At 64.9% G+C, this 20999-nt stretch carries 21 protein-coding genes and 1 tRNA gene; 10 read left to right on the forward strand and 12 right to left on the reverse strand.

The genetic code is table 11. The features are described from left to right. Positions 1-4: 4 nt before the first annotated feature. The 5 genes from MVA47_RS03855 to MVA47_RS03875 all read right to left on the reverse strand — a co-directional run bounded on the left by MVA47_RS03855 (position 5) and on the right by MVA47_RS03875 (position 6419). Positions 5-1507, reverse strand: coding sequence for a penicillin-binding protein 2 (locus MVA47_RS03855; RefSeq protein WP_247206740.1), 1503 nt, complete (start codon positions 1505-1507; stop codon positions 5-7). Continuing rightward, positions 1504-2931 (reverse strand): FtsW/RodA/SpoVE family cell cycle protein, encoded by a 1428-nt coding sequence (locus tag MVA47_RS03860; protein ID WP_023955257.1) that lies wholly within the window; start codon positions 2929-2931, stop codon positions 1504-1506. The genes MVA47_RS03855 and MVA47_RS03860 overlap by 4 nt, the downstream gene beginning before the upstream one ends. Next, the gene (locus tag MVA47_RS03865; RefSeq protein ID WP_247206741.1) at positions 2931-4418 is read right to left on the reverse strand and encodes a PP2C family serine/threonine-protein phosphatase; all 1488 of its coding nucleotides are present in this window, start codon (positions 4416-4418) and stop codon (positions 2931-2933) included. Before MVA47_RS03865 ends, MVA47_RS03860 begins: the two co-directional genes overlap by 1 nt. After that, entirely contained in the window at positions 4415-4879 is a 465-nt protein-coding gene (locus tag MVA47_RS03870; protein WP_030167109.1) for an FHA domain-containing protein, read from the reverse strand. Before MVA47_RS03870 ends, MVA47_RS03865 begins: the two co-directional genes overlap by 4 nt. A 157-nt stretch (positions 4880-5036) precedes the next feature. After that, the gene (locus MVA47_RS03875; RefSeq protein ID WP_247206742.1) at positions 5037-6419 is read right to left on the reverse strand and encodes an FhaA domain-containing protein; all 1383 of its coding nucleotides are present in this window, start codon (positions 6417-6419) and stop codon (positions 5037-5039) included. A gap of 352 nt (positions 6420-6771) precedes the next feature. Here MVA47_RS03875 and MVA47_RS03880 point away from each other — a divergent pair. Then, positions 6772-6854, forward strand: a tRNA-Leu gene (locus tag MVA47_RS03880). Positions 6855-6934: 80 nt separating this feature from the next. Here the strand turns inward: MVA47_RS03880 and MVA47_RS03885 are convergent. Together MVA47_RS03885 and MVA47_RS03890 are read right to left on the reverse strand one after the other, a co-directional pair. Then, positions 6935-8320 (reverse strand): MFS transporter, encoded by a 1386-nt coding sequence (locus MVA47_RS03885; protein ID WP_247206743.1) that lies wholly within the window; start codon positions 8318-8320, stop codon positions 6935-6937. Positions 8321-8363: 43 nt separating this feature from the next. Continuing rightward, positions 8364-9257, reverse strand: coding sequence for an alpha/beta fold hydrolase (locus MVA47_RS03890; RefSeq protein ID WP_247206744.1), 894 nt, complete (start codon positions 9255-9257; stop codon positions 8364-8366). Positions 9258-9356: 99 nt separating this feature from the next. On the opposite strand from MVA47_RS03890, the gene MVA47_RS03895 reads away from it, so the two are divergent. The 4 genes from MVA47_RS03895 (at position 9357) to MVA47_RS03910 (ending at position 11763) form a co-directional block, all read left to right on the forward strand. Further along, positions 9357-9851 carry a DUF6328 family protein gene (locus MVA47_RS03895; protein ID WP_247206745.1) on the forward strand — a complete coding sequence of 165 codons (495 nt, stop codon included), beginning with the start codon at positions 9357-9359 and terminating at the stop codon, positions 9849-9851. A gap of 58 nt (positions 9852-9909) precedes the next feature. Continuing rightward, a complete protein-coding gene (locus tag MVA47_RS03900) occupies positions 9910-10380 on the forward strand; it encodes a guanosine-3',5'-bis(diphosphate) 3'-pyrophosphohydrolase (protein ID WP_247206746.1) in 471 nt (156 codons plus the stop codon). Positions 10381-10467: 87 nt separating this feature from the next. Continuing rightward, entirely contained in the window at positions 10468-11340 is an 873-nt protein-coding gene (locus tag MVA47_RS03905) for a hypothetical protein (protein ID WP_247206747.1), read from the forward strand. A gap of 21 nt (positions 11341-11361) precedes the next feature. After that, positions 11362-11763 (forward strand): nitroreductase/quinone reductase family protein, encoded by a 402-nt coding sequence (locus MVA47_RS03910; RefSeq protein ID WP_099382834.1) that lies wholly within the window; start codon positions 11362-11364, stop codon positions 11761-11763. An 18-nt stretch (positions 11764-11781) separates the two neighbouring features. Here MVA47_RS03910 and MVA47_RS03915 read toward each other — a convergent pair whose 3' ends face one another. After that, positions 11782-12201, reverse strand: a complete 420-nt coding sequence (locus tag MVA47_RS03915; protein ID WP_062796028.1) for a YccF domain-containing protein — start codon at positions 12199-12201, stop codon at positions 11782-11784. Between the two features lie 101 nt (positions 12202-12302). Here MVA47_RS03915 and MVA47_RS03920 point away from each other — a divergent pair, with 101 nt between their 5' ends. Further along, positions 12303-12518 carry a hypothetical protein gene (locus MVA47_RS03920; RefSeq protein WP_247206748.1) on the forward strand — a complete coding sequence of 72 codons (216 nt, stop codon included), beginning with the start codon at positions 12303-12305 and terminating at the stop codon, positions 12516-12518. Between the two features lie 2 nt (positions 12519-12520). Here the strand turns inward: MVA47_RS03920 and MVA47_RS03925 are convergent, their stop codons facing one another. After that, positions 12521-13165 (reverse strand): response regulator transcription factor, encoded by a 645-nt coding sequence (locus MVA47_RS03925; protein WP_247206749.1) that lies wholly within the window; start codon positions 13163-13165, stop codon positions 12521-12523. Beyond that, positions 13153-14271, reverse strand: coding sequence for a histidine kinase (locus tag MVA47_RS03930; protein WP_247206750.1), 1119 nt, complete (start codon positions 14269-14271; stop codon positions 13153-13155). The genes MVA47_RS03925 and MVA47_RS03930 overlap by 13 nt, the downstream gene beginning before the upstream one ends. 211 nt (positions 14272-14482) lie before the next feature. Between MVA47_RS03930 and MVA47_RS03935 the strand changes: the two genes are divergently transcribed. The 3 genes from MVA47_RS03935 to MVA47_RS03945 all read left to right on the forward strand — a co-directional run bounded on the left by MVA47_RS03935 (position 14483) and on the right by MVA47_RS03945 (position 18637). Next, on the forward strand, positions 14483-16633 hold the full coding sequence (locus tag MVA47_RS03935) for an MMPL family transporter (protein ID WP_247206751.1): 2151 nt from the start codon (positions 14483-14485) through the stop codon (positions 16631-16633). 70 nt (positions 16634-16703) lie between these two features. After that, a complete protein-coding gene (locus tag MVA47_RS03940; RefSeq protein WP_247206752.1) occupies positions 16704-18023 on the forward strand; it encodes a transcriptional regulator in 1320 nt (439 codons plus the stop codon). A gap of 203 nt (positions 18024-18226) precedes the next feature. Further along, positions 18227-18637, forward strand: a complete 411-nt coding sequence (locus MVA47_RS03945) for a hypothetical protein (protein WP_247206753.1) — start codon at positions 18227-18229, stop codon at positions 18635-18637. Between the two features lie 13 nt (positions 18638-18650). Here MVA47_RS03945 and MVA47_RS03950 read toward each other — a convergent pair whose 3' ends face one another. Further along, positions 18651-19028: an Lsr2 family protein gene (locus MVA47_RS03950; protein ID WP_247206754.1), complete on the reverse strand. Its 378-nt coding sequence runs from the start codon at positions 19026-19028 to the stop codon at positions 18651-18653. A gap of 404 nt (positions 19029-19432) precedes the next feature. Here MVA47_RS03950 and MVA47_RS03955 point away from each other — a divergent pair, with 404 nt between their 5' ends. Next, on the forward strand, positions 19433-19606 hold the full coding sequence (locus MVA47_RS03955) for a hypothetical protein (protein ID WP_247206755.1): 174 nt from the start codon (positions 19433-19435) through the stop codon (positions 19604-19606). Between the two features lie 309 nt (positions 19607-19915). On the opposite strand, the gene MVA47_RS03960 is transcribed toward MVA47_RS03955, so the two are convergent. Next, positions 19916-20980: a GAF domain-containing protein gene (locus MVA47_RS03960; RefSeq protein ID WP_247206756.1), complete on the reverse strand. Its 1065-nt coding sequence runs from the start codon at positions 20978-20980 to the stop codon at positions 19916-19918. Positions 20981-20999: the final 19 nt, after the last annotated feature.

Raw genomic sequence — 20999 nt, forward strand, 5'->3', positions numbered from 1 at the left:
CCGGTCACCTCTCACCTGCGAGCGCGTTGATCACGGCACGCCCGATAGGGGCGGCTGACGAGCCGCCCGTTGCCTGTAGTCCGCCGTCGCCGTTCTCGACGATCACCGCCACCGCCACCTTGGCATTGCTGGACGGACCGAACGCGATGTACCAGGCGTAGGGGGTCTCATCGGTGCCTTGGGTGTTGGAGTGCTCGGCGGTGCCGGTCTTTGATGCGATCGACACCGGCCCGCCGGATCCGCGGGTGTTGCGTTCGGAGTCGATCATCATCTCGGTCAGGGTCGCGGCGGTCTGAGCACTGATCGGCTCGTTGAGCGAATTCGGCCGGGTGGTGTTCAGGGTCTTGAGGTCCGGACCCTGCAACTTGTCCACCAGGTACGGCTGCATGCGAACCCCACCGTTGGCGATGGTCGCGGCGATCATCGCGTTCTGTAGTGGGGTGAACCGCACATCACGTTGGCCGATGGAGCTCTGGCCGAGAGCGGCGAGGTCAGGGATCGGGCCGACCGACGATTCGGAGACGGGCAGCGGGGTGTCGGGTAGTTCGGTGTCGACACCGAAAGCGTTGGCCTGGTTCTTGACCGCTTCGATCGGGTTCTGCAGCTTCTCGGTGGACAGTTGCACAAACGCTGTGTTGCACGAGTATTCGAGGGCCTGATGCATCGTCACCTGGCCACCGCTGGAGTCGGGGCAGGTCTGACCGCCGTAGTTGGTCAGCCCGGTCTCGGTCTGCGGCAGCGTGTAACTGCTTGCCGCCGTGAGGCGTTCGTCTTGGCCGATGCCCTGCTCGAGCGCTGCGGCAGCGGTGATCACCTTGAACGTCGAACCAGGTGGGTAGGTCTCGTTGAGGGCCCGGTTCAGCATCGGCTGGAACCCGGTTGAATCCTCGGTGGGATTCCAGGCGGCCCAGGCGTCTTCACGGACGGTGGTGTCGTGGCTGGCCAGCAGGTTGGGGTCGTAACTGGGTGTGGACACCATCGCCAGGATCGCGCCGGTGTTCGGTGCGAGCGCCACCACGGCTCCGCGGCAGCCCCCGTTGCATCCCTTGTTCATCTCGTCGAAGGCGATCTGCTGCGCCCGCGGGTCGATGGTGGTGATCACGTTGCCGCCGCGAGGATCACGACCGGAGAACATGTCGGCGAAGCGCTGTCCGAACAGTCGGTCGTCGTTGCCGTTGAGGATGGAATCCTCGGCCTGCTCGAGTCCCGAACTTGCGTACTGGAACGAGTAGTAGCCGGTGACCGGTGCGAAGGCCGGCGCCCACGGTCCCGGATAGGTGCGCAGGTACTTGAGCCGGTCGTCGGTCGGCACCGACTGGGCGATCACGTCCTGTCCGGCGGTGATCTGGCCACGCTGACGCGAGTACTCGTCGAGGAGCACCCGCTGATTGCGGGGGTCGGCCCGTAGTTTGTCGGCCTTGAACACCTGCACGTAGGTGGCGTTTGCGAGCAGCACGAGGATGATCACCATGACCGCGATGACCACGCGGCGAATGGGAATGTTCATGAGCGCTTGACCATCTCGGTGGGCGCCTCGGCGATGGGCGTCGACTTCTTCTTGGTCGGATCGGGCTCACGTGCGGCGTTGGACACGCGGATGAGCAACGCGACCAGGATGTAGTTCGCCAGCAGCGATGAGCCGCCGTAGGACATGAACGGTGTGGTCAGGCCGGTCAGCGGGATCAGCTTGGTCACACCGCCGACCACCACGAAGATCTGCACGGCGATCGTGAACGACAACCCGGTGGCGAGGAGCTTGCCGAAGCTGTCACGAACGGCGATGCCGGTGCGCAGACCGCGCACGATCAACACCAGATACAGCAGCAGGATCGCCGCGAGTCCCACCAGGCCGAGCTCTTCACCGATGGTGGCGATGATGAAGTCGGTGTTGGCGAACGGCACGATGTTGGGTCGGCCAGAACCCAGACCGGTGCCGAAGAGACCGCCGGTGGCCAGACCGAACAGACTCTGGCCGACCTGGTAGCCCTGGCCGTAGAAGTCGCTGAACGGGTCCTGCCACACCGCGACACGCACCTGCAGATGCGAGAACAGCTGGTAGGCCACCAGTGCGCCCAGGGCGAACAGGCTGACGCCGATGATGAGCCAGCTCACCCGCTCGGTCGCCACGTACAGCATCACCAGCATGGTCGAGAAGATGAGAAGTGAGGTGCCGAGGTCGGCCTCGAACGCCAGGACGCCGATGGAGATGATCCACGCGGCGAGCAGCGGGCCGAGGTCGCGAGCGCGGGGCAGGTCCATACCGAGGAAATGCTTGCCCGCGGTGGTGAACAGATCACGCTTGGACACCAGCAGCGACGCGGTGAAGATGATGATCAGGATTTTCGAGAACTCACCTGGCTGGATGTTGAACAGCGGGGTGCGGATCCAGATCTTGGAACCGTTGATCTCCGACATCGACGACGGCAGGATCGCCGGGATGGCCAGGAAGATCAGACCGCTCAGGCCCAGTAGGTAGCTGTACCGCGACAGCGTCCGGTGGTCGCGGATCAGGATCAGGATGGCCGCGAACGCGATGATGCCGAGAACGGCCCACAGAACCTGCTGATCGGCGTCGTTGGTGCGGTCGATGGGGTTGGCGGTCTCACCGTTCTGACCGGTCCCGAGGTCGAGTCGATGGATCAGGACGAGCCCGAGACCGTTGATGGTGGCCACCAGCGGCAGGATCAGCGGATCGGCGTAGGGCGCGAATCGCCGCACGACGAGGTGGGCGAAACCGTAGAGCAGGACGTAGGCGGCCATGTACTTGGCCAGTTCCCAGGTGATGCTCTGGGACTGCGCAGCCTCGACCAGGATGAGCGCGGTGAAGACGATGATGGTCGACAGGCCGAGCAACACCAGTTCGGAGTTGCGGCCTGTGTAGTTGCGGATCGGCCCGGAAGCCGGTGTCTGTGTGACGGCGGCCTGTGACATCAGCGCCCCCGACAGTTTTCCGGGGCCGTGACGGGCGGCGTGGTGGTGGACGTCAGCGGAGGCTGCGTGCTGGCACTGCCCGACTGTGGGAGCACCGGAGCGGGCTGTCCCGGTGTGGCCGGCGGCGGTGCGGGACTCTCGGTACCCGGGGCAAGGGGCTGGGCCGGGCCCGGGGTGACGCCCTCGGCCGAGGCGGACTCTTCCTCGGGGCACAGCGGCACGAGGTTGTCCATCAGGTTTCGGACCTGTTCCTCGGCATCGTCGAGAGGCACCGGGTCGCGGCCGTCGAGTGACGCGGGCGCCGTGCCGGTGAGGTCGGACACCTTCAGCGGTACACAGTTCTCGGGACGGTTGTCGTAGTCGGCGATGGTGACCGTCGGCCTGTCGGTGTCCATGGCTCCGGTGCAGGTGATCTTGCTCAGCTCGTGCAGGCTCAGGCCCAGGAATGACCCTTGCAATCCGCGGTAGAGCACCACCTCGCCGTTGTCGGCGCTGACGTAGTAATTCGACCTGACGATCGCGCGGCCCACGAAGACACCGGCGATGAGTACGGCGATCACGGCGAGAGCGATGCCGCCGAGAATCCATTTGCGCCGCGGGTGTGCTTGCGGCGGTTCGGGTTCGGGGGTTCCGATGGTCGGCCGCCGGGGCGACTGGGCAGGCGGGCGCAGCGCCGCCGCACGACCGGCCGAGGTCCGCGGATCGGGGACGTACTCCTGATCGTCGCCTCCGGCCGCTCCGCCGACGATTGGCTGGCTGTCGCCGTAATCCACATCGACGACGTCGGCGACCACGACGGTGACGTTGTCGGGCCCACCGCCACGCAGGGCCAGCTCGATGAGCCGGTCGGCGCAGTCACGGTAGTTCTCCACCGACGTCATGGTGTCGGCGATGGTCTCTTCGCTGACCACGTCGGACAGGCCGTCGCTGCACAGAAGGTAGCGGTCGCCGGCGCGGGCCTCGCGCACCGTGAGCGTGGGCTCGACCTCGGTGCCGGTGAGCGCACGCATGATCAACGACCGTTGCGGATGTGTGTGTGCTTCTTCGGCCGTGATCCGACCTTCTTCGACAAGGGTCTGAACGAACGTGTCGTCGCGGGTGATCTGGGTGAGCTGGCCGTCGCGCAACAGATAGCCGCGCGAGTCGCCGATGTGGCACAGACCCAGGCGCGAGCCCGCGAAGAGGATGGCGGTGAGGGTGGTGCCCATGCCATCGAGTTCGGGGGCCTCGGCTACCTGGTCGGCGATCGCCTCGTTGCCATGGCGAGTGGCCTCTTCGAGTTTCGCGAGGAGGTCGCCGCCGGGCTCGTCGTCGTCGAGGGGACGTAGTGCCTGGATGACCAGCTGGCTGGCCACCTCACCGGCTGCGTGGCCGCCCATGCCGTCGGCAAGGGCCAGCAGTCGGGCACCGGCGTACACGGAGTCTTCGTTGTTCGCACGGACCAAGCCGCGGTCGCTACGCGCGATATAGCGCAACACCAGGGTCACGGGCGCAACTCAATCACGGTTTTGCCCACCCTGACCGGAGTTGCGAGCGGCACGCGCACAGCGGTGGTGACCTTCGCACGGTCGAGGTAGGTGCCGTTGGTGGAGCCGAGGTCTTCGACGTACCAGTCATCTCCCCGGCGGATGAGCCGTGCGTGGCGCTCGGAGGCGTACTCGTCGGTGAGCACCAGGGTCGAGTCGTCGGCGCGCCCCAGCAACACCGGTTGCGTGCCGAGGGTGATCCTCGTGTTGGCCAGGGCGCCATGGGTGACCACGAGGTATCTGGCCCCGCCTTTGACCTTGGCAGGGGAGCCACCGCGATTGCGGCGTTCGTAGCGTGTCATGGGTCGCTGGCCGGTGGCGGCGTACACATCGGTGCGGATGACCCGTAGTACTGCCCACACCAGGAGCCACAGCAGCAACAAGAAGCCGACACGCGTCAGTTGCAGCACTATGCCCTGCACGCTTTTCCACCTCCTGGGCCAGCCATCAACGTCCAGTGCATCTTATGGCCCAGTGTCGCTCCATCACGCATTCGGATGTCTCACTTGTGCATCGAGCAGCTGTGAGCCACGCGAATCGAGGGAGCGCGCTACTGGGTAGTGACGGTTTGTGCGGGCGTCACTGGAAACGGACGGTGATGTCGGAATGCCCCACGCGGATCCGGTCACCATCCGCGAGCTCCCAGCTGCTGACCTGGACATCGTTGACCGTGGTGCCGTTCGTGGAGTTGAGGTCGTTGAGAAGGGCGCTCGAACCGTCCCAGCGGATCTCGACGTGGCGACGCGAAACACCGGTGTCGGGCAGGCGGAACTGGGCGTCCTGGCCGCGGCCGATGACATTCGATCCGTTGCGCAGCTGGAACGTGCGGTTGCTGCCGTCTTCGAGCAGTAGCGTGATCGCCGTCGGTGCGTAAGCGGCGGGAGCGCCGTAGCCGGGAGCCTGGGCGTAACCGGCCTGCTGGTCGTAGCCACCCTGCTGGTCGTACCCGCCCTGTTGCGGATATCCCTGGGCGTAGCCGCCCTGCTGGTTGTAGGCGCCCTGCTGGTCGTACTCGTTCTGGCTGTACCCGGGCTGTTGGTAGCCGCCCTGGTCGTAACCTTGCTGGTCGTATCCGGGCTGCTGGTAGCCACCCTGGTCGTAGTTCTGCTGGTAGTTGCGCGGGTCGAAGCCCTGCTCCTGATTAGCCGGCGGCTGGGCGTAGCCGCCCTGGCTGTAACCCTGCTGGTCATGGCCGCCCTGCTGGTAGGCACCCTGGTCGTACCCGGCCTGGTCGTAACCACCGTGCTGGTCATAACCGCGTTGGTCATAGCCACGCTGGTCGTAGCCCTGCTGGTCGTAGCCGGCCTGGTTGTAGCCCTGTTGGTCGTAGCCACCCTGCTGGCTGTACGCCTGCGCCCCGTCGCCGGAGTTGTCCTGGCCCTGCTCGTAGGGCTGCTGGCTGTAGGCCGCCTGCGGTGGGTAGGAGCCCTGTTCGTAACCTCCGCGGGGGTCGTATCCGGAGTTCTGCGTCATGGGAGTGGCTCCTACTTGTGGGTTTCGGTTTGGCGCCGCGGGCGGCGGGTGGGGCAACGGCGGCCCTGATTGATCTGGAGGACGATGGCCTGCTTGTTGCACAGGCATCGGCCGGACGTCCGGATTGACCGTGCCCCGCGCCCGGAATTGACCGGTGTGCAGGGTGGGTGAGTGGGAGAACTCGACCACCACGTCACCGTATGTCTGCCATCCGTTGTCACGGATGAAATTCTCGAGATGCTTGGAGAAGGTCTTCCGGTTGAGCTCGTACTCGGCAACCATCTCGCGGTGGTCGGTGGAGCTGACCACCAGGTTGTAGGCGTTCGGGGCGAGCTTGCCACCATCGCCGAGGTCTTCCAAGTTGTCTTCGGCTTCGCGTTGCAGAGCGTTCTCGACCTCTTGCGGGGCGACCTTGCCGCCGAAGACGCGGGCGAAGCCGTCATCTACCGCACCTTCGAGTTTGCGTTCGATTCTTTGCAGAATCCCCACTACCGACGACCTCCCTTCGAGTTCTCAGCGTGTCGGCGTGCCAATCGTGCTGTTTGATGATAGCGACTCACACCCCGCGTTGGACACTCCAGGCGGAACTTCTGCACCGTCCGCCACAGATGTCCCAGTAGACGCCTGGTGTCCGTTTCGGCCGTATACGTGGGATGATCGGCGGGGATAGGCCATGCAAAAGATGTGCGAGAAGTGACGTACAACTCATCGGGTCGCACGTGCCCCTGACGCGCCGCGTGTTCGACCTGTCACCCTCGCGGTCCAGAGCTGGCCGATTTCTGACGCAGGGCCGGCCCATGTTACCGTTTTCCAGTTCGTTTGAAGACCGACGAGCAGCCACGGGCGAGTGGCGGAATGGCAGACGCGCTGGCTTCAGGTGCCAGTGTCCTTCGGGACGTGGGGGTTCAAGTCCCCCTTCGCCCACAGAGTGAGATCAGGCCGGGAACCAAGAGTTCCTGGCCTGTTCTTTTGTGGCCTCGACTTCTTTTGTGGCCTCGACGGGTTCATGCCGGAACAGCGGGTGGTCTCTGCCGAGTGGTCAGCAACCACGCACCCACCGCGACAACGGCGAACACCGCTGCCATGGTCACGAGCGTCCAGACGAACCCCTGTTGCCCGCCGCCGTACACGGCCATCAACGTCACGCTGACCGCGCTTCCCACCGAGAAGCCGAGATAGCGCAGCACCATGTTGAACGCCATCGCGCTACCGGTTTCCTCCTGCGGAACGTGCGGGACGATGAGCACGGCCAGCGACGAGAACGTGAAGCCGCTGCCCAGTCCGCCGACGGCCATCCAGCCCAGAGCCCAGTAGACGTTGCTGTGCACGAAGGCCAGACCGAGAGTGGAACCCATGAACACGACCGAGCCCAGCGGCAGCAGGATGTCGGGGCCGTACTTGGCGCCGGCCGCCAGCGCGAGTCTGCTGCCGACAACACTCGTCAGCGAGTAGGGCACCAGCATCAGCCCGGCGACGGTGACCGAATGATCAAGCCCCCAGCCAGGATCCGAACTCTGGACCAGCACGATGGTCAACGTCAGCAACGTGTACATACCGATGCCGCCGCCGAAGGCCACCAGATTCGGTGCCGCGATTCCGGAGCGAGTGGCCAGGCGGAGATCGACCAGCGGGTGATCGCGTCGCAAACTCCATCGCCCCCACACGACGAGGAACGTGAGTCCCACCAGCGCAAGGACAACGGTGCGAAGCGACGTCCAGCCCCATGTCTCACCCCTGCTGACCGCCAGGAGTGTGGACCCGGTACCGGCGGACAGCATCACCGCGCCTGCCCAGTCCACAGGTGCGCGGATCACCGACTGGGCCCGCGGAACAAAACTCAGCGCCATCAGCAGGGTGCAGGCACTGAGCACGGCGCCCATCCAGTAAGCGGCAGCCAAGCCCCAGGTCTGGGCCACCACGGCCGTCAGCGGGTATCCGAGGCCGGTACCGGCGACAGCTGTCACCGACAACATCGCGATGACGGCCGAGATCCTGGGTGGTCTGATGACGTCGCGAGCAACGGCCATCGCAAGGGGGACCAGCGCGAGTCCGACGCCCTGCATCGCCCGGCCGATCAACAGCGGGGCAAAGCCCCAGGGAAGTGCGGCCAGCATCGAACCCAGGGTGACGATGACCAGACCGGTGATGATCGTCGGCCGACGCATCTGTCCGGCTCCGAGCCTTCCGATGATCGGTGTCGCCACCGCCGCGGTGAGCAGGGTGGCGGTCAGAGCCCACTGCGCTTCGGTGAGCGTCACGTTGTGTTCGTCGGCGATGGCCGGGATCAGCGGGGCCCCGAGGCTGCTGACGATCGCGGTGATGGTGGTCAGCAGACCCAGGGTCAGCAACAAGGTGCGGTATCGCGGCGCGCCGCCATCCTCCGTTGGCATCAGTGGTGGAGCACCGCCATCGCCGTCGGCGCGGCGTTGGATGTCACTGAGCCGAATCCCAGTGCGCAAGAATGGTTCTCAATGTGGCAACCAATGGCAGAGGCTGATCCATCATCGGGTGGTGCCCGGCCTCGGCCAATTCGACCACGGTGGCCCGCGGGACGAACAGCCCGGCGATCTCCTGGGCGGTCTCCGAAGGAACGATGCCGTTCTGGCAGCGGATGTAAGTCGCCCGCGTGCTCACCTGCGCCAGGAAGTCCCGTACCTTGACGCGCTGGCCGCCTTCGTGCCGTTTGCGGAACATGTCGGGGTCGAACTTCCACATCCAGCCGGCCTCGGTGTCTCGCACCGATTCGCCGGCGACATGCTCGGCCACGTAGGGCAGCAACAGTTCTTGTGCCGGTTCGGTACGGAAGCGGGCCACGATCTCGGGCTTGGACGGATACGCCCGCGACTTGCGGCTGAGCTGCCGGATGATCACTTCCTCGGGCGGTTCGTCGAGTAGGGGCGAGTCGATCACCACGATGCCCGCCACGGAGTCGCCGTGCAGGGCGCCGACTGCCGATGTCACCCAGCCGCCCATGCTGTGCCCCACCACGTACGGCTTGCCCGCGATGTCGCCGGCTTCGGCGGCGGCCAGAACCTCGGCGGCCCAGATCTCCAGCGGATAGTCGGGGCGTGCATCGCTGTCGCCGTGACCGGTCATGTCCAGGGCGACCACTCGGTGGGAAACAGCCAGAAGTGGCGCGACATGATCCCACCAACCCGAGTGCGCGGAGCCGCCGTGTACCAGGACAACACCGGGCGTGCCGGGCTCGCCCCAGCAACGCAGATGTACCGACGCACCCTCGACCTCGACGTCGCGATGGTCGGGCGACTGCTCGATGGCGGCGGTGAACCACGCGGGTGTTGCTGTTCCGGACCGACCCGTTGCCATTGCCTGCTCCTTCGCCACGGTGAAACCTCTCGGCTGACCATATCCACCGCGTTTCGGCAGGCACTTGCCAGTGCGAAGGAAGGAGTCGACCATTGGCAGATGAGCGACGAGACGATCGACGACGACTGGCTGCGCAGGGAGCGCAACGAGAGTCCCACACAGCGTCTCGACCGCAACTGGGCGAGTTTGCTGCAGGAGCTCCGGGTGGTGCAGACCGGCGTTCAGCTACTCACCGGATTCCTGTTGACGGTGCCGTTCCAGGACCGCTTCTACGAGCAGGACGGTCTGTTCCAGAACGTGTATCTCGTGACGGTGACCGCCTCGGTCGGTGCAACGGTGTTGCTGCTCGCGCCGGTGGCCATGCACCGGCTGCTGTTCCGGAGGCATCGTCTCGAAGAGCTGGTGAACTCGGCCCAGCGATTCGCCCTCGGTGGGATCGTCTTGCTCGGAGTGGCGCTGACCGGCGTCATGACGTTGGTGTTCGAGTTGGTGGTCAGCAAGTCGGTGGGGTGGGTCGCGGGTCTGGTCGCTTTGCTCACCTTCGCGTTCTTCTGGTTCGCCTATCCCTGGCGCTATCGCCGGCGCGATAGCTGATCGTCCAGACATGGGCCTGGCGGTCCCTTACAGTCGGAGCATCTGGGAAAGGCGGATCATGGCGCAATCTCGCAGCGGTGAAAATCTGATCGCGGCAGCCGAAGCCATCGCAGACCGCGCGCATCACGGGCAGGTCGACAAGGTCGGTGGCGAGTACATCGTGCATCCTCGTTCGGTCGCGACGAGGGTCACGCCTCAGTCGGCCGAGTACATCGCAACCGCCTTGCTGCACGACGTGATCGAGGACTCCGACATCACCGCCTCGGATCTGCTGGCAGAGGGCATCCCGGGAACCGTGGTGGATGCGGTGACGCTGCTGACCCGAACCGAAGATGTTGCGCCGCAGGAGTATTACGCACGTATCCGAACGAACCGGATGGCTCTGGCCGTCAAACTCGCCGACCTCGCCGACAACACCGATCCGGCTCGGCTGAACCGCCTGCCCGATGACATCCAGGCACGGCTGCGCATCAAGTACCGCAGCGCCTACCGGTGTCTCGGGGTCGAGTCTCTCGCTGACGCCCTGTAGTCGGCAACGCCTGCCGGTCGCGGATCCATTGGGTCGGGCGTCGCAGAACCATGGCTGATCTGCGCGCGCAATGGCATTGTCGAGCCCATGGCCATCGAATTGTCCACAGCGCGTCGTCTGTGGCGACTGCTCGAACCGATCCACGCCGTCACCTACTTCTCGGACGAGACGCGAGAGGCACTGGCAGCGGCCGGTTATCGCGGTTTTTGGATGGGGTACTTCGCGGGTCGTGCCGCGCCCTTGGGCGAGGTGGGTCCCGAGATCGTGACCGCGCTGTTCTACAACTTCGCGCCCGACCATGTCGCCCGCGCCATCCCGGACGCCTGGCGGTTCGCTCCGCCGGAGACGGCGATCGATGTGCGCCGACAGGCCGCGGTGGCCACTCTGCAGCGGATGCTGGGTTCGGCGGGGAACGACGAGGTGGTCGATCGGGTGGTGGCGCTGCTGAGGCCGGCAGCGCAGAACGCAGACCTGGGTGGTCGGGCGCTGTTCGCGGCGAACGCCGCGCTGCCGTGGCCGGAGGATCGATACGGGGCACTCTGGCATGCCGCGACCCTGCTGCGCGAACATCGCGGTGACGGCCACGTGGCCGCCCTGACGACCGCCGGTGTCACCGGTCGCGAGGCGGGGGTGCTGCATTCGAGTGCCGCTGCCATCCCACGGTCGGTTCTCGAGACCAGCCGAAAGTACACACCCGACGAATGGTCTGCGCTCACAGAACGTTTGGCCGAGCGCGGCCTGCTCGACCACTCAGGGGCGATCACGCCGTCCGGGAGAGCACTCAAGGGTGACATCGAGACCACCACCGATCGGCTGGCCGCACCTGCGTACAACATCCTGTCCGAAGTCGAGGTCGATGAACTCACCTCGGCATTGATGACGTTGACGAAGACAGTGGTCGCGAGCGGCGACATCCCGTCGGTCACTCCGATGGGTCTCGATCTCGACGATGTCGGGTGATGAGCGCCTAGACTTTTCGCCATGGGCTTCAACGACGAGATCATCAAAGAGTTCCGCGCCAATCACGGCAAGGTCGGTGGCAATTTCGAGGGTGCGCCGCTTCTGTTGCTGCATCACAAGGGGATCAAGAGCGGTAAGCAGTACGTGACGCCGCTGGTCTATCTGCCCAAGGACGGCGTCTCGTACATCTTCGCGAGCGCTGCGGGCGCCGACGAGGACCCCCAGTGGTACCGGAATCTGCTCGCCGATCCGGCGACCGAGGTGGAAATCGGCGACGACACCGTCCCGGTGACCGTTTCCGAGGTCACCGGCGCCGACCGCGACCGGATCTACGCCGAGCAGGCCGGTCTGATGCCGGGCTTCGCGGATTACGAGAAGAAGACCAGCCGCACGATTCCGGTGCTGGCGTTGTCTCGAGCCTGAGGTCGGGCGGGCGCGCGATCAGTATGTGCGCTGGCGGGGCGGGGGAGCGGTGATGACACCGACCTCGTCCGAATCGACGATCTCCGCGCCCAGCGGCAGCAGCGATACCGGGACCATCTTGAAGCTCGCGATGCCTAGCGGGATGCCGATGATGGTGAGGCACAAAGCGATTCCGGTGACGATGTGGCCGATGGCAAGCCAGATACCGGCGAAGATCAACCAGATCACGTTGCCGATGGCCGAGCCGACCCCGGCTGTGGGTTTGCGAACCACGGTTCGGCCGAACGGCCACAGGGCGTACGCGGCGATCCGAAACGATGCGATCCCGAAGGGGATGGTGATGATGAGGATGCAGCAGATGATTCCGGCGGCGACGTAGCCCAACGCCATCCAGAATCCACAGAGCACGAGCCAGATGACATTCAGAATGGTCTTCATCAGTTCAGTCTGCCAAATGTGACCGACTCCGCATGGATGAACGCAGCTACCCTGTGCGTTCTTCTGAGAAGCTGACGGGACTTTCGCTTCTGAGGAGTCTGATGAGATCTGGGCTTCGAGAGCTCGTGTGGTCGTTGGGGATGATCATGATCCTGCTGGTCCGGATCGTCACCACCCTCACCACGGCGTTGCTGATCATCGGCTGGGTTGTGGTGGCGTTTCGGTCGGACCTGCTCAACAACTGGTTCTGGCCGGCCGCTGTCTCGGGCATCCTGCTGGCCGGCAGCACCTTTCTCTACAACGTGATCCGCGGCTGAGGTCAGACCCCGAGATAGGCGAGCACCGCCAGGACCCGCCGATTGTCGTCGGCCGACACCGGCAGATCGAGTTTTGTGAAGATGCTGTTCGAGTGCTTGCTGACCGCTTTCTCGGAGAAGTACATGGCCTCGGCGATGGCTGCGTTCGAGCGGCCCTCCGCCATCAACGCCAGTACTTCGCGTTCCCGCACCGTCAAACGTTCCAGTGGCCCGTCGGCCCGCTGACCGGTGAGCAACTGCGACACCACCTCCGGGTCGAGGACGGTGCCGCCCGCGGCAACCTGCCGTACGGCGTCGATGAACCCGGCCACGTTGGCGACCCGGTCTTTGAGGAGATAGCCGACCGCGCCTTCGCCGCTCTCCAGCAGCTCCCTCGCGTACAGCTGTTCTACGTACTGAGAGAGCACCAGGACCGGGAAGCCGGGGCGGGAGGCCCGGATCTTGATGGCAGCGCGCAGACCTTCGTCCGTGAAGGTGGGTGGCATCCGAACGTCCAGCACCGCAACGTCGATGGAGTCGTCGCCGAGCGCGACGTCGAGCTCGGTGGCGTTGTCGACGGCGGACACCACGTCCATGCTGTGGGCCTGAAGGATCCGGGTGAGCCCGTCCCGCAGCAGGGCGTGGTCTTCGCCGATCACGACGCGCATGGCACCTCCATCGACACGATGGTCGGGCCACCGATCGGACTGTGCACGAAGAGCCTTCCGTCCAGTGCTGTCAGTCGCTGGGTGACACCGTGCAGTCCCGAACCCGAGGGCGCAGCGCCGCCCACTCCATCGTCGCCGACCTCCACGCGCAGCACACCGTCGAAGATACCCATGGCGATCCACGCGTTACGTGCACGGGCGTGTTTTCCGATGTTGGCCAGCGCCTCGGCAACCGCGAAGTACACAGCGTTCTCCGTGGCGACGGGAAGACGTTCGTGCACACCGAGATTGAGTGTGATGGGCAGGGGCATGTCGAGGGCCAGCGCTTCGACTGCCGGTCCGACGCCGCGATCGGCCAGCACCGGGGGATGGATGCCGCGGACCACTGATCGCAGATCGCCGAGGGCCGAGGTGGCCGACGCCCGCGCTTCGGCCATCAGTTGTCGGGCCCCTTCCGGGTCGGTGGCGATCTGACTCTCGGCCAGGCCGATCGTCATACCGAGGGCGGCCAGCCGCGCCTGAGCCCCGTCGTGGAGGTCCCGCTCCACCCGGCGCAGCTCGGCTGCCGCGGAATCAACTGTCGCAGCCCGTGACTCGGTCACCTCGTGTACGCGTGCCTCGAGGACTTCGTTGCGGCTGCGGCCCAGCGCCCACAGGTCCATCACGGCACGGGTTTTCATCAATGGCTCCACGAAGGGCAGCAGGATGAGGGTCGCCGTGAAGATCACCCCCACCAGGGAGATGACAAATCCGACCGTCGACGCGATCACCAGCCAGCCGAGGTCGCGCCAGCGCAGGGAATCGGTACTCCACACGGACAACAGATGGAAGATCCCTCGATTGTTCGTGGGCCGGTAATCACCCGGCTGCCACGGCCGGTCGAGAACGCCTGCCGCCATCCGCCGATGAAGGTCACAGAACGCGCCGGTGATCGGCACCTTGACCCACAGCACCAGGGCGCCGACGGAGACCAGGACCAGTGGGATCGCGACCACCTGGACGACGAACAGCACCAGTGCGACCGGCGCGAGCAGAGTGGTGACAACGGCATACATGGCCGCCCTCAGCCACCGAACAATCGGCCTCGGTTCTTCGTCGGATCTCACAGCGGTCCTTCCACTCTTCAGGTCTCCATCGTGACCGAAGCGGGCAGTAGATGACAGTAGACCTGGGCCTACCCCAGGGGTGGGATATTCCGCCCTCACCTGGGGGATTGACGCTCCTGACCGGGCTCCGGGAAGCGAGCAGTCTCAGGTGGTGCTCGGTGTTCGCCGGGCCACCCGTCGAGGCGCACCGCCTCACGCATCAGGAGCTGACATGGGAAAGATGACCCGAGGGCCACAGGCAGTGGCGCGGTGGAGTGCGCACAACCCTTGGCGCGCAATAGGACTCTGGCTTGCGCTTGTGGTGCTGGCCGTGGGATTGAGCGCGTTGATCCCCACCCAGACGACCGACGACGCCGATTACCGGGTCGGTCAGTCGGGGACTGCCGACCAGATGATCCACGAAGCCGGTCTCGCCGCACCGGAAACCGAGTACGTCGTCGTCACCGGCGACCGCGACGCGGCGCTGCTCGCCGCAAACGAGCTGCGCGAGGCACTGGCCGGCTCGGATCAAGTGCAAGAGGTCGTGGCGCCGGTGTGGAGTCCTGATGGCACGACGCTGTTGACGGCGATCTCGCTACGTGCCCCACCGGGCGACGAGGACGCGTCGATCACCGATATCAAGACCGCCGTCGCGGCGGTTGGTTCGAATCACCCGGAACTGACGTTCGGTCAGACCGGCGATGTCTCGCTCGACGAGTCGATCAACGAGCGGGTGGCCGACGACCTGGTCTCGGCCGAGATCATCAGCATCCCCATCACGTTCGGCATCATGCTCGTTGCCTTCGGTGCGCTGATAGCCGCCGGCATCCCGGTGTTGCTGGCGATCACCTCAGTGGTCGCCACCATCGGAATCTACGCTCCCATCTCCTACCTCGTTCCTTCCGAGTCGACTGCGTCGTCGATGGTGATGCTCATCGGAATGGCTGTCGGAGTGGACTATTCGCTCTTCTACCTCAAACGTGAACGCGAGGAGCGGCGTAAGGGTCACAGCACGATCGATGCGGTGGAGATAGCGGCAGCCACCTCCGGGCACTCGATCATCGTGTCCGGTGTTGCGGTGATCGCCTCACTCGCCGGCGTTTATGCGCTGGGCAGTGCGACGTTCAACTCGCTCGCCACGTCGGCGATCATCGTGGTGTCGGTGGCGGTGATCGGTTCCCTCACCGTGCTGCCGGCGTTGCTGGCCAAGCTCGGCAAATGGGTGGATCGTCCCGGGGTGCCGCTGCTCTGGCGCGTCAACAACCGGATCGGTCAGGGCGGGATCAGCTCGCGGATCATCGGACCCGTCATCCGTAGGCCCATCACCGCGCTGCTGGTGGGGCTGGTCGTGATGCTCGCCCTGGCAGTGCCCGCGTTGTCGATGACGATGCGCAGCGCCAACCTCGACACGCTGCCACAGGATCTACCTCCGGTGCAGGTCGCGCAGACGATGAACACGCAGTTCCCGTCAGAGGGCCCTTCGGCCAAGGTTGTTGTACAGGGCGGCAATGCTGCCGAAGTTGCTGTTGCACTGGACAACATCGGCAAACAGGCCGAGAGCTCAGGCGAGTGGACGGTCACCGGAGAGCCGACGATCTCGCCGTCCGGCAGCACCAGCGTCCTCGAACTCGCCAGTACCTACCCGCCGGACGACGCGAAAGGTGATGACGCCCTGGTGGCACTTCGGACAAGCGTGGTGCCCGATCAGATCGACCCTGTGGACGGCGCGCGGTTTGCTGTCGGTGGCGACCTCGCCGAACAGTACGACTCGGCGAACAACCAGTCCGATGGTCTGCCGGTGGTCATCGCGGTGATCCTGACTCTCACCATGCTGATGCTGATCGCGACGTTCCGGAGCCCGGTGATCGCAGTGGTGTCCACGCTGCTCAACCTGATGTCGGTGGGTGCCGCGTTCGGGGTGCTGGCCCTGGTGTTCCAGCATTCGTGGGCCGAGAGCATTCTCGACTTCAACTCGAACGGGACCGTGGTGGAGTGGATACCGCTGTTCATGCTGGCTGTGCTCGTCGGGTTGTCGATGGACTATCACGTGTTCGTCCTGAGCCGCATTCGTGAAGGTATCGACATGGGATTGACGCCTAAGGCCGCGGTGCGCGCCGGCGTCACCCAGACCGCCGGGGTCGTCACAAGCGCGGCGCTGGTCATGGTCTCGGTGTTCGCGTTGTTCGCGGCGCAGAGCATGGTGGAGATGAAGCAGATGGGGGTGGGGCTGGCAGCAGCGATCCTGATCGACGCGACCATCGTGCGCTTGCTCCTGTTGCCGTCCATCCTGGTACTCCTCGGTGACCGGGCGTGGTGGCCACGGCGTGACCGCGCTGTCCGGCGTCAGGCTCCGGATCCTCGGGTCGCACCTGTCCGGGTGTGAGGTAGTGCACAATTGAGGGCAGGCTCACGGCCGCGCCGTGACAGACGCCGAGAACAGATCGGAGGACGCGATGAGTGAGACAACGTCACCGGCCCGCGACTTCTGGACTGCTCTCACCCCCGGCGAAGACCCGGCTGCCCGGCTCGAACAGGTACGCCGCGCCCACGAGCTCTTTGTGCAGACGGGCACACTTGCCCCGGCCACCGGCCCCACCTCGGTGCGGTCGGTGGTCCGGGACTCGTGGCTGCGCTCGGTCAAGGGCGGCGTCAACCCGTCGGGAATGATCGACGCGGGAGGGATGTCGTGGAACGACTTCCTCGAGTACCGCGCCGGACACCCGATGGCAGCCGCCTACCCTCTGGTCCGCTCGCTGATGCTCGACGAGGTGTCCGACTCAGGTGTGGTGGTAGCTCTCACCGATGACGTGGGTCGGCTGTTGTGGGTAGAGGGCGACCACAAAGCCCGAGACCAGGCCGGCGGCATCAATTTTGTCGAAGGAGCGGTGTGGGCGGAGCGCGTTGCCGGCACCAATGCCCCCGGCCTGGCTCTCGAGGTCGACCACGGTGTGCAGATCTTCGGCGCCGAGCACTTCTCGGTACCTGTCCAGGAGTGGAATTGCGTGGCGGCTCCGGTGCACGATCCCGTGACCGGCGCCGTGATCGGCGTGATCGATGTGACGGGCGGCGAGCGGGTGGCTGCGCCCTTTGCCCTGTCGATGGTGAAATCGGTTGTCGCGGCGGTGGAGAGCGAGCTGCGGGTGCGCACCCTGACCGGCAATGCGCCTGCGGTGGCGCCGGCGACGGGCCCGGAATTGCTTGTGCTGGACGGCGATCGGTACTTCTGGCGGACCGGTTCGGCGCCTGCGCTCCGACTGTCCCGCCGTCACGCGGAGATCTTGGTTTTGCTGGGTGAGTACCCGGATGGTCTCGGTACCGAGGAGATCGCCACCATGCTCGCCGAGGACGGGATCGACCCGGTGACCGTACGTGCCGAGATCTCCCGGCTCCGACGCGACCTGGGTGCGGACCTGGTGGCGTCGCGACCGTATCGCCTCACGGTGCCCGTCGAGTCGGACATCGAGCAGGTGCGTCGCTTGCTGCGCGGAGGTGATGTCGCCGGCGCCCTCGAGAAGTTCGGTCGCGGTGGGTTGCTCGCCGCGTCACTGGCCCCTGGGATAGCCGATGTCTTCGAGGAGCTGAAGGAAGACATGCGTTCGACGGTCCTCGCGGCACGCGACCCCGAGCTGCTGCGCGTGTGGACCGGCTCGGTGCACGGGCGCGAAGACCTGACGGCGTGGCGTCGCTGGGCACAGACGCTGCCCCCAGGTCATCGCGACGAAGCCCTCGTCCGCGGCAGGGTCCGGTTGCTCGATCGGCGTTTCGGGATCTGATCGTCGCACCATTTTCATCCCCGCTTGTGAAGTCCGAGGGTGAATAGCCCTCAACAATTACTCACGGGGACGATGTACGTGCCCCCACAATTGGTACCTATCGGCACCGACCTCCAGCTGATAGGCATATCAGGGCCGAACATCTGTCGCGAGCGGCGCCGTGGTCGGCCGGCCGATGTATACACGCGAAGAATGAGGCGGACATGACCCGATGGATCCGAGCAGCAGCATCGGCGGTGGCCGTCATCGGCGCTGCCACTCTTACCGCCCCCGTTGTGGCGGCACAACCCGTCGGTTCAGAGGAGGGCTACGTCGTCAGACTCGATCCTCTGACCACCAAGCTGTTCGCGACCGATCAGGCAGGGGCTCTGGCTGAGGCTGTCTGGGCCACCCCGCTGCCCGACGGCTTCCTGCTGGGGTCGAACTTGCTGTGGGCGAACAGGATCGCGCAAGTGGCGGCGCGCTACCCCGCAGGCTGCGTGGAGATGCACATACGGCTGGACCGCACCTCGTCCTACTCGAGTGGGGTCGGTTCGGCGATAGAGAATTGCCAGTGGCTGGTGCCGTCGGTAGCTCGTGAGGAGCCCACCAAGGGTGGGTGGTCCCGCGGGTAGCGCGGGTCTTCGTTCAACGCCCGTCCGATTGCTCCCGGTAGGCGGCAGTGATCTGTTGGCTGATGCGTCCGCGATCGCCGATGTCATAGCCTTGCTCACGGGCCCATTGCCGAATGGATGTCCGTTCGTCGGCGCCGACAACAGGCCCCTGGCGGCCGTTGGTGTGGTGCTTGGGTGCGCTTGACCGCCTACGGCCACCTACGCGGGCCGACTTGCTCAGCAATGTCGAGACCGGAACTCTGCCGTTCTCTATCTTCTCCAAATTCGTTGCACTGGTGTCGATTACGTAGTCCACTCCCAGCCACGACCACTCGATCGTGTGCAACTGATCAATGTGAACCGGCTTGCCATCCAAGTCGTCGACATATTCAACGACGGTCTTTTTCGCCATGCGGCTAAAGATAGCCAAGTTGGTGTCGGTACGCGGGCTAAAAAGACAATCCGTCCGCAAAACGTCTCGCGGACGATGTGATTCGTCGTCCGAACAGATGAATGGCTCGGCTGGCAAGAATGTTCTGGCCACTTCTGACCGCTCGGCCGAAGGGTTGTGCCCGCTGGGGCGAACCTCGGGTGATCGGTTCTCCGAGCCCTCGCCGTTGTTGCAAGTGGTCTCTCGACATTCGGGGCAGTATCGGCAGCGATCGGTGACGCTTCATCTCTGACGGTAAAGATCACCGTGTAGGTCTTATCGACCTCGCGATTACAACTCCGGCGTGGCAAGATAAGCCGGATGGGGGGTTATGAAGTGTACAAATCAGAGCTGGTCGGTATTTCGTGAACGATTACAACGAATCAATGGAAATCAAGGATGATTCATCGATGCCGCAGGATGCGTCAGTTGTCGATGCAGACCGGGTGCCGCCGGCAAAACAGACCTTGATCGGGGGCGATCTGATCAAGGTCCTTGCCCTCACTGCGCTTTTAGGCCTGGTCATAGGCGTGATCGTGCTCATCGAACTGGCCAATTGACGACAGCGTAGCAACCGCTGACTCATTGTCGTCGGGGCATTAATGAAACTGTTCGTCCGCCGTGGACACTCGTCTAATAATTGACCCGCAGGACACGCACAGTCCAAAGCTTCGTTTACGCGAATTGGCTGGAGTGAATGGTGGGCCCATTGATGTCACGATCAATCGGTCCCGATAGAAACATCGCTCGGGACGGACGTGTTTAATGTCGTGGATGAATCTGCTTCTCCATTGCCGCCGACGTATGCGGTCCGATACGAGACCGCTGGGGTGTCGCCGGTGAGCAGGTCACGGCGGCGTACGGAGGCGTCAATCTCCATGCCGCTCTGCGCGTCGGGTGATGCGAACAGTGGCCGCCGGCGGTTCGGTGCCCTTGACTCGTTGGCAGACGAGATCCAGCGTGTGCCAGCGCGCGTCGTCGCCCCACAGCCGAAGCGTTACCGAGAGTTCAGCCTCGCGTTCGAGTATTTCCGCCCAACGGTGCGGGAGTCCGTGATCGTCGGGATGAACACGGGCGCGCCCGGTATCTGGGTCCACATAGATGCCATCGAGCACCTTCTGGCCCTGCCAGCGGGCCACCATGATGGGGAAGCGGTCACCATGCGTTTGTGACCGATCCAGCTTCCAGTAGACGATCGCGGTCCACCCGGCCATTTCTTGTGCCAGAAGGTTGTTGGCAGCGTGGAGGGGATTTTCGCGAGGCGGGTCGAACGGGGTCACGTCCCAGGTCACCCCGCGCCAGAAGCACCCGGTATCTGTCTTGACCACCTCGGTGGCCGCCCGTAGCGACCTGGGGTCTGAACTGCCGTTGGGGCCATCTGATGGGCGATCGATCCGGACGGTCATCGGGTAACGGGTGCCGTCTGCGCGACTCGCAAGCACTTCGGCAGCCGCCACCATGTCCGCTTCGGAGAAAGTGTCGACCGTGTTGTGCAGTGGATACGGCTTCCCGATCGCCCAATCGCGCCCATAGATATCGGGTATGCCAGGGCCGTAGATCACGGTCAGGCTCTCCAGGTCCCATTCCCAAGCGCCGGTGCTGACATGCGGATACACCGGTTCGGCTGCACCGCCGACCCATACCCAGACCGCGTGAACGTTCCCCGAACCAGAGGTCACCGGCTCGGCGTACGCGTGCAGTCGGTCCCCTCGAAGGAATAGCTCCCTGCGAACAGGAGCCTGCGACGCCACCGCGACCTCGACGGCCGGCTTGACGAGTTTCGAGATGACGGGCAGCGGAAGGTCGACTCGCTTGAGCTGCTGGAACCCATCGGCACCGGGGGGCACCGCAGGATTGTCGCCCTTGGCCACCACGCCCGCGATGGAACCGCGAAAGGTCGCGATCAGCAACCACGTGCCGGGTGAAACAGTCATCTGCCCCCCATGTCGCCGC

Origin of the sequence: Williamsia sp. DF01-3 (assembly GCF_023051145.1) — a bacterium.
GTDB lineage: Bacteria > Actinomycetota > Actinomycetes > Mycobacteriales > Mycobacteriaceae > Williamsia.